At 61.8% G+C, this 12,867-nt stretch carries 10 protein-coding genes, 1 tRNA gene and 1 pseudogene; 6 read left to right on the top strand and 6 right to left on the bottom strand.

Features of this window, described 5'->3' with window-relative positions:
* Positions 1-124 precede the first annotated feature (124 nt).
* From AB4099_RS04810 to AB4099_RS04800, 3 genes are all read right to left on the bottom strand, one after another.
* Positions 125-604 (bottom strand): DUF1178 family protein, encoded by a 480-nt coding sequence (locus AB4099_RS04810; RefSeq protein ID WP_441477210.1) that lies wholly within the window; start codon positions 602-604, stop codon positions 125-127.
* A 101-nt stretch (positions 605-705) separates the two neighbouring features.
* On the bottom strand, positions 706-963 hold the full coding sequence (gene grxC, locus AB4099_RS04805) for a glutaredoxin 3 (protein ID WP_113512981.1): 258 nt from the start codon (positions 961-963) through the stop codon (positions 706-708).
* Positions 964-1,025: 62 nt separating this feature from the next.
* The gene (locus tag AB4099_RS04800) at positions 1,026-1,835 is read right to left on the bottom strand and encodes a ComF family protein (RefSeq protein ID WP_441477209.1); all 810 of its coding nucleotides are present in this window, start codon (positions 1,833-1,835) and stop codon (positions 1,026-1,028) included.
* Between the two features lie 194 nt (positions 1,836-2,029).
* Here AB4099_RS04800 and AB4099_RS04795 point away from each other — a divergent pair, with 194 nt between their 5' ends.
* Both AB4099_RS04795 and AB4099_RS04790 read left to right on the top strand, forming a co-directional pair.
* Complete coding sequence (locus tag AB4099_RS04795; protein ID WP_441477208.1) at positions 2,030-3,139, top strand: alkene reductase; 1,110 nt, start codon at positions 2,030-2,032, stop codon at positions 3,137-3,139.
* A 135-nt stretch (positions 3,140-3,274) separates the two neighbouring features.
* Positions 3,275-3,350, top strand: a tRNA-Glu gene (locus AB4099_RS04790).
* A gap of 74 nt (positions 3,351-3,424) precedes the next feature.
* Here AB4099_RS04790 and AB4099_RS04785 read toward each other — a convergent pair.
* Positions 3,425-3,592: pseudogene (locus tag AB4099_RS04785) on the bottom strand (tyrosine-type recombinase/integrase); the annotation flags it as partial.
* Between the two features lie 510 nt (positions 3,593-4,102).
* On the opposite strand from AB4099_RS04785, the gene AB4099_RS04780 reads away from it, so the two are divergent.
* From AB4099_RS04780 to AB4099_RS04765, 4 genes are all read left to right on the top strand, one after another.
* Positions 4,103-5,125 (top strand): helix-turn-helix domain-containing protein, encoded by a 1,023-nt coding sequence (locus AB4099_RS04780; RefSeq protein WP_162768033.1) that lies wholly within the window; start codon positions 4,103-4,105, stop codon positions 5,123-5,125.
* 1,048 nt (positions 5,126-6,173) lie between these two features.
* The gene (locus AB4099_RS04775) at positions 6,174-8,558 is read left to right on the top strand and encodes an arylsulfatase (RefSeq protein WP_441477207.1); all 2,385 of its coding nucleotides are present in this window, start codon (positions 6,174-6,176) and stop codon (positions 8,556-8,558) included.
* A gap of 142 nt (positions 8,559-8,700) precedes the next feature.
* The gene (locus AB4099_RS04770) at positions 8,701-9,135 is read left to right on the top strand and encodes a GCG_CRPN prefix-to-repeats domain-containing protein (protein WP_441477206.1); all 435 of its coding nucleotides are present in this window, start codon (positions 8,701-8,703) and stop codon (positions 9,133-9,135) included.
* A gap of 45 nt (positions 9,136-9,180) precedes the next feature.
* On the top strand, positions 9,181-9,891 hold the full coding sequence (locus AB4099_RS04765) for a 2'-5' RNA ligase family protein (RefSeq protein WP_441477205.1): 711 nt from the start codon (positions 9,181-9,183) through the stop codon (positions 9,889-9,891).
* 598 nt (positions 9,892-10,489) lie between these two features.
* Here the strand turns inward: AB4099_RS04765 and AB4099_RS04760 are convergent.
* Together AB4099_RS04760 and AB4099_RS04755 are read right to left on the bottom strand one after the other, a co-directional pair.
* Complete coding sequence (locus AB4099_RS04760) at positions 10,490-11,254, bottom strand: slipin family protein (protein ID WP_113513044.1); 765 nt, start codon at positions 11,252-11,254, stop codon at positions 10,490-10,492.
* On the bottom strand, positions 11,251-12,651 hold the full coding sequence (locus AB4099_RS04755; RefSeq protein ID WP_441477668.1) for an NfeD family protein: 1,401 nt from the start codon (positions 12,649-12,651) through the stop codon (positions 11,251-11,253). The genes AB4099_RS04760 and AB4099_RS04755 overlap by 4 nt, the downstream gene beginning before the upstream one ends.
* Positions 12,652-12,867 lie beyond the last annotated feature (216 nt).

Below are 12,867 nucleotides of genomic sequence, written 5' to 3'. Positions count from 1 at the left end.
GCTGCGGTGGATCCCGAAGGTGCCCTCCGGGATGTTCACATCACAGGGGGAGCATCCCGCCTTGGACCAATGAGCGACGAGCGCGTGGATGGCCTGGGCGTGCCGGGTGACTGGTGGGAAAAAACTAGTTTCGACCGCCTGGCAGCCGCGGCAGCGGCATGAACTCGACGCCTTCCTCATGCAGCAGACGGGCATCGTCGGGCGTTGCTTCGCCATAGATCGCGCGCTCATCGGCTTCGCCGTGATGGATCTTGAGGGCTTCCTCGGCAAAGCGGGGGCCGACATGTTCGGCGGTCTCGGTGACGTGCTTGTGCAAGGCCGTGAGCATCTCACGGAAGGCGATCTCCTTCTCGCCCATCAGCGCGACGGGCGCAGGTGCCGGCGTTGCCGGGGCGGGGGGCGCATCCGAGCCAGGCGCCTCAACGCGCGGTCCGCGATCTGTCCGCGTCACGTTCGGCGACATGATGGCGCGCTCGACCTTGCTGCTGTTGCAGACCGGGCAGGAGACGAGGCCGCGGCGCGACTGCTCCTCGAAGCTGGCGGAGCTCGCGAACCAGCTTTCGAACTCATGGGCGCTGTCGCAAAGAAGGGAATAGCGGATCATCGTTGACTCATGAAGCGGCTGGCTGCCGCGATACGCCCGGACCGTCGCCGCGTCACCTGGCGCGGACATCCGGCAACCCTGTCATTCCTCATGATGCGGCCTCATGCCGCGAGCAGCGTATCCAGCTCGCCGCGGGCATCGAGCGCATGCAGGTCGTCGGAGCCGCCGACATGGCGGTTGCCGATGAAGATCTGCGGTACGGAGCTGCGGCCGCCGGCCCGCTCGCTCATGGCGCGGCGCAGTTCCGGCTTGCCGTCGACATCAATCTCCTCAAAAGCCGCGCCCTTCTTCTTCAGGAGCGACTTGGCGGCGGTGCAGTAGGGGCACCAGCTGGTGGTGTAGAGCGTGATCTGCGGCATGGCGGTTCCGGCGCTACTGTCCTGACATATGATACTGTCCTGGCACATCATGTAGTGTGCCATCAGCCATCCGTCACCACCCGCGCGAAGGTAAGGACATCGACGTCGCTGGCGCCGGCGCGCAACAGGGCTCGTGCGGCGGCATTGGCGGTCGAGCCGGTGGTCAGGACATCGTCGATGAGCAGGATGCGGCGGCCCGCGATCGTGGCTCTCATCGACGGCAGGACCTTGAAGGCGCCCTGCAGGTTCTCGACACGTTGGGGGCGCGTCAGGCCGATCTGCTGTTTCGTCCGCTTGACGCGGGTGAGCGCGTCGGGGGCGAGGGCGATGCCGCTTAGGCGCGCGACGACCTGGGCGAGTGCCGCGGCCTGGTTGAAGCGACGGCGCCAGAGGCGCGTGCGGTGCAGCGGCACCGGAACGACACAATCGGCCTCGATGAGGATTTCGCGGCCAGCCTGCGTCATCATCCGGCCGAGCGTGATCGCGAGCTCGAGGCGGTCGCCGTATTTCAGGCGGTGAACCAGTTCGCGCGCTGTACCGTCGAAACGACAGACGGCACGCGCGCGGGCAAAGGCCGGCGGCTCGGCGATCGCCGCAGGCGAGACGACTCCATCGCCGAGATCGATGGCGAAGGGCGTGCCGAGGCGTTCGCAATAGGGCCGCTCGATGAAGCCAATTCCGCTCCAGCAAGCCGGGCAAAGGCCCTGTGCCTCGGCTGTCGCTCCCTTGCAGGCAACGCAGGACGGCGGATAGACGAGGCTGATCGCGCTGCGCAAGCCAAGCCGGGAGGCGGCCCCGACAGCGCTCAGCCAGCGATAGCCGGTGCCGGTCAAGGAGAAGGATTTTCTCTCGTCAGTGCCCTGCGCGACCATGTCCGTATCGATCCCGGCCCGGAATGAGCGGCTGCATTGCTTTCATTCCTTGCCAGCATTTGTGGCCCTGCCAATTCCGCAAGCAAGTCCTATCTCCTCTTGCGTCCAGCGCATGGCGAGGCGGGGTGACTTGTCGCGCCATGCGGTTTTCAATCGCTTCATGGCAAGGGCCGCGAGCCAAGAGGAACCATCCGATGAGCCAGTCCGCTGATCATGCTGCCTCCCTGTTCTCTCCGTTCCGTCTCGGCGAGATCGAACTCAGGAACCGCATCGTCATGGCGCCGCTGACGCGCAACCGCGCGACGCGGGGCAGCGATGCCCCGAATGCCTTGAATGTCGAATATTACCGCCAGCGCGCCAGCGCCGGGCTGATCGTCACCGAAGGCACGCAGATCTCGCGGCAGGGCCAGGGCTATGTCTGGACGCCGGGCATCTACAGCGACCAGCAGATCGCCGGCTGGAGGCACGTGACAGACGCGGTCCATGCGGCCGGGGGCAAGATCATCACCCAGCTCTGGCATGTCGGGCGCGTCAGCCATGTCTCGCTGCAGCCCGGCCAGCAGGCGCCGGTCGCGCCCTCCGCCATCCCGGCCAATACCAAGACCTATATCGAAAGCGGCTTTACCCCGGTCTCCGAGCCGCGCGAGCTCGCGGCTGACGAGATCCCAGGCATCATCGCCGATTATGTCCGGGCGGCGGAGAACGCCAAGGCGGCCGGTTTCGACGGCATCGAGCTTCATGGTGCGCATGGCTATCTGCTCGACCAGTTCCTGCGTGACGGCTCCAACAAGCGCAGCGACGCCTATGGTGGTTCGCTGGAGAATCGCGTGCGGCTCGTCCTCGAGGTGATCGAGGCCGTGGCAACGGTGTTCCCCAAGGGGCGCATCGGCATCCGCATTTCGCCGGTGAGTCCCGCCAATGATGCGCGTGACAGCGACCCGCAGGCGCTGTTCGGTTATCTCATCGAGCGGCTCAACGAGACCGGGGTCGCCTTCATCCATGTCGTCGAAGGCGCGACGCGCGAGGCCCGCGACTATCTGCCCTTCGATTATCTGGCGCTGCGCAAGGCCTTCAAGGGCGCCTATATCGCCAATAACGGCTTCACCCGCGAACTCGCAATCGAGACGCTGGCCGAGGACCGGGCCGATCTGATCGCCTTCGGCCGGTTGTTCATATCCAATCCCGACCTGGTCAAGCGGCTGCAGCAGGACGCGCCGCTCAATACCCCGGATGTCGCGACCTTCTATGGCGGCGACGCCGCGGGCTATACGGACTACCCTTCGCTGGCGGAAAAAGCGGCCTGATCGGGGGCTGCGACGCATGAAACCATGAGGGCGGGCGAGCGCATCGTCCGCCCTCATTCGTTTTATCCCAAGATTTGTGCACGAAAACAGTTGCAGCGGCGCGGAAGCCCGACTAAACACCGCCCGTGCCGCGCTGCTCCCTTCGTCTAGCGGTCTAGGACGTCGCCCTCTCACGGCGAAAACAGGGGTTCGAGTCCCCTAGGGAGCGCCATTGCGGCCAAATGAGCCTGTTTTAAAGGCTTTTTTCCTTCTCTTGTCCCACTTCCGTTTTCGGTGGGACAATTGTCAGCGAGCCTGAAGCTTCTTCATCGCTGAATCGGCCATCTGCGGCTTGCTTGCTGCGCGGGTGTATCGCTCCACCTCCTCAAGCGTCCGATGTGCTGTAATGGACATGAGTTCGTGGGCAGTGGCCTGGCTTTCTGCCAGCCGTGCGGAGATGGCCTTGCGCAGCCCGTGGGGTGCGACCGTGGGTTTTCACCGGACGTTCGTGGACTAAGAACCCTGAGCGCTGTACCCATCTGTGACGTCGACATTGCGCGCCTGGACAGTGGTGAGATCATCTTCGCTGAACTGCGCAGCCGCAACGGATCTCGTTTCTGGATCGTTCCCAAGTAAGATTCGTAGCGCGGCGTGTGCGCGTGAAGCCTGGTGCAACGTGACGATCAGCATCGTTTGGCATCGCTGGTGAACTTGCTGCCGTTGTCGCGGACGATCATCTTCCGCCCGCCGCGCTCGACGATCACGCGGTCGCGTTTGCGGGTGACCGGGAGCTCACTTTATGGCGGTGCGCAATTCGGCATTCTTCCTCGGAGAGCTGCCTGTTGAAGATATCTTCTATCCCAAGGCGTTAGCATCCTATAAATTCGACCATAGTGTTGATTTACTGACACGATTAACGTAGGGATATAGGAAGGTCTGATAATTATTTCCTAGAATAATTTGTTAGTTATGGACGGAAATTGGATGACTGTTGTCCATGCATCATTCTCTACAGAAGAAATTTCTCCGAATAAGCAGTTCGACGCTTGGCGCGGATGGTTCGGAACTGTTTTCAATGCGGTCATTGACGAGCCCGAAGCAGGATTTGTGGCTATCTGTGAAACCTGGAACTTCGGCGGGTTTGGCTTAAGCCGGGTTCAAGCGCCCAGGTTGCAAGCCATTAGAAGCGCTGGCCTCATTCGCCAAAATCCGATCGACCATTGGAACATCGCGGTCGGCAGAAAGCGAACGGCGGGAGAGGTGGGCGGTCATCGTGCTATCGATGTTCCTGCCGGAGTACCTTACGTTTCCTCGCTGGGGCGGACGCTCACGAGCGTCAGAGACGACGATGAGCGGGTTCAGCTTTATCTCCCACGAGATAGCTTTCCGGAGCTCGCGGCCGTCCTGGACGGGATGGATGGAAGAGCGATTCCAGGAGCGATGGGCCAACTACTAGGGGACTTCCTGGTGTTGTTGGCGAGGAATGCACGGGCTTGTTCCGGAGCGAATACGCCGGCTCTACAATCCGCAGTCCGGGGGATGGTGCTTGCCTGTATTGCTCCGTCAAAAGACAGTGCTGCCCAGGCGGCCACACCGATCGCAGTTGTGCGCAAGGATGGCGTTCGAAAAATAATCGATCAAAATCTCCATAGGCTCGCTTTTGGTCCTGACTTCCTGTGTCGAGAAGCAGGTATGTCGCGTTCCCAGCTTTATCGCCTGCTGGAAGCCGAAGGCGGGGTAAAAAACTATATCCAGCGGCGGCGTCTCAAGAAATGTTATTCCGAGCTATCAAGGGGCACCAATCTCCGCCCGATCGCAGCCATTGGCGAGGAAATGGGGTTTGCAGACCCCTCAGGTTTCACCCGAGCGTTCAAAAAGGAATTCGGGATGAGCCCGTCAGAGGTTCGAGCCACCCGATCTATGCATTCAATGAGCGGCCTTAACCCGCAGGGTTTGCCAAGGCAGAGAATAAACGGTCTTCGCGACATTCTGGAAAAAATGGCGTGACCGTCCTCTGCATCCCCGAGCCACCGATCGCCGGCTGGTGCGGAAAGCGCATCGGATCGCTGCCACGCGAAGCCGATTCCTTCCAGCGGATCGCGGCGCGCGAATTCAGCGCAGGTTCGTGCCGGCCCGATCGTCGATAAAATGACGGCGTAGGAGCGCGACGCAGCGGTCCAAGTCCCAGAGCCGGAAGCGCGGCGGCGGCCTGTCGAGGGGATCGACTTCCTTGATGGGCTCCAGGTCGCGCCGGCGTTCGGCGCCGTGCAGGGCCGTTACAGACTTGGCCAGGCCGATTGTGTTCTTCAGGTGACTTGCCGCGGCGGGCTTGCTTGTTCCGCCTGCGCCCAGTCCGAAGGGATCGCACGCGTGAGCCGGATGCCGGAACGCTGCGAGGCGGAGCGCTAGCTGCCTTGCTTGCCGAACCAAGTCTGCTGCAAGGCCGCACCTCAATTGCAGTCGTCAGCGGTCGGAATTTGGATAAGGAGCAATTTATCAGCATCATTTCCGAGGCATGACGGTTGCCCCGGCTTGATTCAGCGCTGAGTTCGCTTCCAGCGATCATGGAGCCGTTTCCCACGGGACAAGCGCCGGCGATCACCGGATCGTTGCTTTTTGCAAGGCCGAATCCCGAGGGGATTCGTGATCGGCGGTGACGGAGCATAGCCGGTTGCGACTGGCGCGAAATGGCAAGACGGGCAAGCTGCCCATGCACGAAATGCTCGCAACGGAATTCGCCCGCTGATCGGGGGCGCGAGCCTGTGCGGCAGCGAGCCGGAGCACTCGCGCAGGCGCAGGCACGGCTGGCAGGGGACAGGCAACAATGTCAGGCGCAACGGCGCGCGATTTCGCCATCAGCTTTGATGTCGGCTTGCTTGTACGAGCTCGCTGCAGACCGATCCGGCCTTCCTCGCCGATCGCAAGGCCGCGAAAGCGGACGTGAATGCAGCGACTGCGACGCGGGCAAGCGCGATGCCAGATTGCGCTGCCGAGGCGATCGATACGTCGACAAGCCATGTCGGGTTCAGATGTGTCGTTCGGAACGGAGAATTGAATGAAACGGCCTCTTAGTCACCCATTCAGAGCGCGCTGGTTGGGCGTAAGCACGACGCTCCTGATGTTGGGATCGCCCGTGATAGCTCAGGACTCGTTGCCGTTTCCGCCAACTCCCTCGGGGAGCAAAGCCGGTCCGACGATCGCGGAATCGACCTACAGCCCCCTGCCGGCGAGGTCGCATCTCCCGGCCAACGCGCCGAACATCGTCGTGATCATGCTCGACGACGTCGGCCCGGCGCTTCCGAGCACCTTTGGCGGCGTGATCGATACACGCACGTTGAGCCGCGTTGCCGGCGACGGGATTACCTATAATCGCTTCCACAATGCCGCGATGTGCTCACCCACCCGAGCGTCGCTGCTAACCGGGCGCAATCACCATCGCGTCGGCTACGGCCAGATCGCCGAACTGGCGAATGACTGGGATGGCTATTCCGGCCGGATCCCGCGCACATCGGCGACCGCAGCGAAGGTCCTTGGCTACTATGGCTACGCGACGAGCGCCTTCGGAAAATGGCACAATACGCCCGCCAACGAGACCACGGCCGTCGGCCCCTATACGAACTGGCCGGCAGGTCAGGGGATCGGCTTCGACTACTTCTACGGCTTCCTTGCCGGCGAATCCTCGCAATGGGAGCCTGCGGTCGTCGAAAACACGGTCCGGGTGAATCCATCCGAAGGGAAGAAGGAATATCACTTCACCGAAGACATGACCGACAAGGCTGTCTCATGGATGAAGCAGGTCCGCGCGCTGACGCCGGATCGGCCCTTCTTCATGTATTGGGCCCCCGGCGCCTCCCATGGTCCGCATCACATCTTCAAGGAATGGGCGGACAAATATAAGGGTAAGTTCGACGAAGGCTGGGACGTCATGCGCGAGCGCGTCTTCGCCCGCCAGAAGGAACTCGGCTGGATCCCGAAAGACACCGAGCTGACGCCGCGGCCGAAGACCCTTGCCGCATGGGCCGATATTCCCGAGGACGAACGGCCATTCCAGCGTCGGCTGATGGAGGTGTTCGCCGGATACACCGAACACGCCGATGCGCAGGCTGGCCGGTTGATCGATGCCCTGGACGAGCTCGGCATCCGCGACAACACGCTCGTCTTCTACATCTGGGGCGATAACGGTTCGAGTGCGGAAGGCCAGAACGGCACCATCAGCGAACTCCTGGCGCAGAATGGCATTCCTTCCGAGGTCAAGGACCATATCCGTACCATGAACGAGCTCGGCGGCCTGGACGTGCTCGGGTCGCCCAAGGTCGACAACATGTACCATGCCGGCTGGGCCTGGGCCGGCTCCACGCCCCATCGGTCGACAAAGCTGATCGCCGCGCATTTCGGCGGAACGCGCACGCCGCTCGCGGTGTCCTGGCCAAGCAGGATCAAGGCGGACAAGACGCCGCGTCCGCAATTCCATCACGTCAACGATATCGTGCCGACGATCTACGACATCCTGCGCATCACGCCGCCGAAGCGCGTCGACGGCATCAGTCAGGATCAGCTCGACGGCACCAGCATGACCTACTCCTTCGCGTCCCCGACAGAGCCGGACCGCAAGAAGGAGCAGTATTTCGAGGTCATGGGCAGTCGCTCCTACTACAAGGACGGGTGGATCGCTTCGGCATTCGGGCCGCGCGTGCCCTGGCAAACGGGCGTCGATCCCTCGATCATGAAATGGTCGCCGAAGGACGATGTCTGGGAACTCTACGATCTCAACAAGGATTTCTCGCAGGCGAAGGACGTCGCCGCCGCCAATCCCGGCAAGCTCAAGGAGCTGAAGAAGGCGTTCGAGGTGAGCGCGAAAGACAACAAGGTCGATCCGGTGGGCGGCGGGCTATGGTCCGCGATCTTCCACCCGGAGGACGCACCGTCCAATCCCGCCAAGTCGTTCAGCTTCACGCAGGAGGTCGTTGGCGTTCCCGAGTTCACCGCACCGCGTCTCGGATCACGCAGCAACCTCGTCACCATCGATGCGGATTTGCAGCCTGATTCGAAGGGCGTGCTCTACGCGCTCGGCGCCATCTCGGGCGGTGTCGCCCTGTGGGTCGAGAACGGGACGCTCCACTACGAGTACAACCTGTTCGAGATCGAACGGACACGGCTGGAAACGTCCGCCCCGCTCCCGACCGGTAAGGTCAAGATCGAGGTCGAAACACGCAAGGCCAGCGCCGTCCGCCCGGCGCCTCTCGACATCCTCATCCGGGTGGACGGCAAAGAGGTCAGCAAGGGGCGTGTTCCACGCTCGGCGGCGCTGACCTTCACCGCCAATGACGCCTTTGACGTCGGCCGGGACAGCTATTCCCCCGTCTCGCTTGCGTATTTCGACCGCAAGCCCTTCGCCTTCAATGGCACGATCCGACATCTGAAGGTCGAATATCTGGACTGAGCGCCGACCGGCTGGAGGCGGCGAACACGATGTTCGTCGCCTCCTTTCAAGTTCCGACAGCGCGGAAACTCCACTCTCCAGAGCCGGGCGGAGGCACATTCTGGCCGAAGCCGCTGCTGACTTACGAACGGGAAATTCGATGATGAGACGACTTGCTTTTGTTTTTGCCGCTGCACCTTCGGCGCCGCTGGCTCCGGCCCAAACGGAATTGAGCGCCCATATATTCAAAGGACAGGAAGCGACAAAAATGCTCATAAAGATGGTTCTGGCCTCCATGGGCGTCACGTTCTTCGCCCTGACATCGTTCGGGGCGCAGGCCATGCAGATGTCATCCGCCCTTTCACAGGCAGGGGCTTACGACGTCACAAAGGTCGCGGGCGGATGCGGTGTCGGCTACTATCGTGGACCGCTCGGCGGCTGTGTCCGGGGTGGCGGGGGCGTCGTCGTTGCGCCGCGCCCCGTGGTTGTCGCTCCTCGCCCGGTGGTCGTTGCTCCCCGGCCCGTTGTGGTCGCTCCTCGCACGGTCGTTCGCCCGCGCCCCGTCGTCATTGATCGACGGCCGATTGTGATCCGTTAGGTCGTGCCACGCTCGAGTACATCGGTCTGAAGCGCAGGAAGTAAAATGCATAAATATCTGAACTTCATGGCCGCGCTCGTAACAGGCTTGGGATTGCTGGCTGGCCCAGGGGCGGCGCAGGAAAATCCTGTCACGGCCATCGACATTGCCCTGGAACCGGACGCAACAATGATCAAACACGCGGAGGCGGCCAATGCCCGCCTACGCGAGGTTTTCCCAAAGGGCTACGCTTTAGATGCAACGCACCGCCCGCACATCACGATGCTACAGCGGTTCGTCCAGACGGCAGCCCTCGACAAAGTCTACGCTGCGGTCGGCGATGTCCTTGCCGTCGAGAAACCGGCCGGATTGACGCTGAAGGCGTTCAAGTACGACTTCGTCGTATGGGATAAGACCGGTGTGGCCGTGATCCTAATCGAGCCGACTGACCAACTTATCAGGTTCCAACAGAAACTGATCGATGCAATTGCCCCCTTTACCGTCGAGAAGGGAACTGCTGCTGCGTTCTTCATCACTACCGACGACCGCGAAATCAGCCAGCCAACGATTGACTACGTGGCTCGCTACGTGCCGGCCTCAAGCGGCAAAAAACTCGTGCCACACGTCACGGTCGGCGTCGCCTCGCCGGATTATTTAAAGAAGATGGTCGCCGAACCGTTCGATACGTTCACATTCTCGTCCGCCGCGTTGTCGGTTTATCAGCTCGGCAATTTCGGAACGGCTCGAAAGAAACTGCAGGCGTGGCAGCTGAAATGATGGAAACGGTCCCACTGTCTCGCGAGCACCAAATCTCAGACTTTATCAACTGGCTTCCAACTCAGACGTCAGCCTCGAACTTCGCTGTCTGAGGACCTGTTCACGAGCCAAGCTGCGCGGGCAAAGACGTCGGACGCTGATCGCCGACGTCTATCAGAGTGCGGGCCGGGTCGGTGCCAAACGCGTCTATAGACGGTTTCATGAAAGCAAGCCGGCAAGCAAGCTCTTCAACGACGTTGCCCTGTGCTCAGGCTTCGTCGTCTATCGCAAGGATCTGACTTGATCACGGGCTGGTAACCCGAGAGCGCGACGCATCAGGTCGCACTCTCCCAAAGCTCCGCCCGCGCCGCGCTACAGGTGAAACTAACCGCTCTCGGCGAAGCGAAGAAGGTCATCGGTTGCGGCACGAGGTCCGCGGACGCAGTCTTCATTTCGCGGCGACCTCGCTCCCGGTCAACCCACCCCGTTGGCGCTGCGGCAGGCGACCGTTCAGGACAAGTGAACCGCCCCGGGTTCGCCGGAGGCCGTTTCGACAGTCCAGCCAATCGGCAGACTCAGCTTCTTCCCGAATGCGGCCGTTCTCCAACAATGACCAAGGTCACGTTGTTTCACTCCGCTGCGGAGTGAGATGGTTGAGAAGATCCGTCGGTACAGGAAAGACTATGGTCGAGGATCGCTCGCCTGCGATGTCGTGAAGCGCCGCGAAGTAGCGTAGCTGCATCGCCTGCGGCTCATGGGCAAGTATCCGGCCAGCCTCGACTAGTTTTTCGGCGGCTTGCTGCTCGCCCAACGCGTTGATCACCTTCGCGCGCCGAAGTCGTTCCGCCTCGGCCTGCTTGGCGATGGCGCGCACCATGTTTTCATTGAGATCGATATCCTTGATCTCGATGTTGGTGACCTTGATGCCCCAGGCGTCGGTTTGCTGATCGAGAATCTCTTGGATGTCGGCGTTGAGTCTGTCCCGCTCCGCGAGCATCTCGTCCAGTTCATGCTTTCCGAGCACCGAGCGCAGTGTGGTCTGCGCCAGCTGGCTGGTCGCAGTCATAAAATTTCCGACTTTGATGATCGCGCGCTCGGGATCGATGATGCGGAAGTATAGAACGGCGTTTACCTTGACGGAGACGTTATCGCGGGAAATCACGTCCTGCGGCGGCACGTCCTGAACCATCACCCTGAGGTCGACTTTCACCATCTGCTGGACGAACGGAATCAGAATGATGAGGCCCGGACCTTTCACGCCGGAGAAGCGTCCGAGCGTGAAGACGATACCGCGCTCATATTCCCGCAGGATGCGAATGGCCGAGGAGAAAAATACGATCACGGCGATCGCGAGCAGTGCATAGATCAAATAATCGAGCATCACCGCGCACCTCCTTCGCCGGCGGTCAGTCCCGGCCGGCGACGTACCGTCAGCGTCAGATCCATGATGCTGGCCACCTCGACCATCTCTCCTGGTCTGAAGGCTTCCGCGCTGCGCGCTTGCCAGCGCTCACCCTGTGTGAAGACGTGGCCTTCTCTGTCAGCCCAGTCGAGGACCTCGGCGGACAGGCCGCGCATGGCTTGTGCGCCGACACGTGCAGGACCTTTGCGGGCTCGCCTAAGCGAACTGAGTATGACGACAATCAGAGCAATAAACATCGCCGCCGCGATGCCAATGCCCCACCATGACAAGCGATACCCCGGTGCTTCGACTTTGAAGAGCATCATCGCTCCGAGCACGAAGGCGATGACCCCACCGGTGCCGACGACCACGGTCGGAGTGAAGGCCTCGATCGTAAAGAGTGCAATCCCCAGCAGCATCAGCGCGAGGCCGGCATAGTTGATCGGCAGCATGTTGAGGGCATAGAGACCCAGCAGCAGACAAATCGTACCGACCACTCCGGGGGCGATGGCTCCGGGAGACGCGAACTCGAAAATCAGGCCGTAGACGCCGACCAGCAGAAGAATGAAGGCGACGTTGGGGTCGGTGATGACCGACAGAAATTGCGAGATCCATCCGGGATCGAGCGCCCCGATCGTTGCATCCTTCGTTGCCAGATGCCGGGTTTCGCCGCCGGCAATTTCCACGACGCGACCATCGATTTGCTTGAGCAGCTCAGTCGGATTGCGCGCGATGAGATCGATGACATTCGCCTGCAACGCGGCGCTGGCGGATAGGCTGGCGGCCTCGCGGACAGCCTTCTCGGCCCAATCGGCGTTGCGTCCGCGCAACTCGGCCAGACTGCGGATTGAGGCGACGGCATCGTTCGTCATCTTCGCCGTCATCGCGTCCGTCGGCGCTGTTTGCTGGGCGCTATCTTTCTTGTCCTTGCCGTCCTTGTCGGTGGGTTTGCTCGGCAGGCCGGGTACCGGACTGCCGATCTGCACCGGCGTCGCCGCGCCGAGATTGGTGCCCGGCGCCATTGCTGCGATGTGCGTCGCATAGAGGATATAGGTGCCCGCGCTGGCCGCGTGGGCGCCGGAAGGAGAGACGTAACCGACGACAGGAATGGACGAGGCCAGCACATCTGCGATGATCTCGCGCATGCTGGTCGCGAGGCCGCCCGGTGTGTTCAGACGCAGAATGACAACTTCGGCGCGTCGCTCGCTTGCCTTGGCCAGAGCGTCCTTGACGTAACCGGCCGTCGCCGGTCCGATCGCGCCGTCGACGGAAATGATCAATGCAGCTCTGCTGTTCTCCCCCGTCGCGGCGGAAAGGGGAGAGAAGGCCAAAGCGGCGGCTGCAATCGCCGCGACAAGGGTCGCCTGTACCGTCTGCACAGCAAGGACTCCCTCAATCAAAATGATATGGGGGATATCCCCGGCGACCTCAATATGATCGCGATTGCCAATCCGCAGTTCGCCGGCCGATAGCGGACGCGAGAGCCGCTGGAGATGACAGGCGGCGTCGCGAGGACGCGATCGGCTGATCCGGTCTGCCCCCAAGAGTTCGAAACAGCTTCACTCGTTCCGCGGTCCCGGCGACAGAGTTTTGAG

The organism is Allobosea sp. 2KB_26 (assembly GCF_052115715.1).
Taxonomy (GTDB): Bacteria; Pseudomonadota; Alphaproteobacteria; order Rhizobiales; family Beijerinckiaceae; genus Allobosea.
This window is presented reverse-complemented; position numbering and strand designations above follow the sequence as displayed.

Excerpts from the sequence above, each read along its gene's own strand:
- AB4099_RS04810 (WP_441477210.1), bottom strand. The coding sequence starts at position 604 with ATGATCCGCTATTCCCTTCTTTGCGACAGCGCCCATGAGTTCGAAAGC.
- AB4099_RS04780 (WP_162768033.1), top strand. The coding sequence starts at position 4,103 with ATGACTGTTGTCCATGCATCATTCTCTACAGAAGAAATTTCTCCGAAT.
- AB4099_RS04765 (WP_441477205.1), top strand. The coding sequence starts at position 9,181 with ATGCATAAATATCTGAACTTCATGGCCGCGCTCGTAACAGGCTTGGGA.
- grxC (WP_113512981.1), bottom strand. The coding sequence starts at position 963 with ATGCCGCAGATCACGCTCTACACCACCAGCTGGTGCCCCTACTGCACC.
- AB4099_RS04775 (WP_441477207.1), top strand. The coding sequence starts at position 6,174 with ATGAAACGGCCTCTTAGTCACCCATTCAGAGCGCGCTGGTTGGGCGTA.
- AB4099_RS04800 (WP_441477209.1), bottom strand. The coding sequence starts at position 1,835 with ATGGTCGCGCAGGGCACTGACGAGAGAAAATCCTTCTCCTTGACCGGC.
- AB4099_RS04795 (WP_441477208.1), top strand. The coding sequence starts at position 2,030 with ATGAGCCAGTCCGCTGATCATGCTGCCTCCCTGTTCTCTCCGTTCCGT.
- AB4099_RS04770 (WP_441477206.1), top strand. The coding sequence starts at position 8,701 with ATGAGACGACTTGCTTTTGTTTTTGCCGCTGCACCTTCGGCGCCGCTG.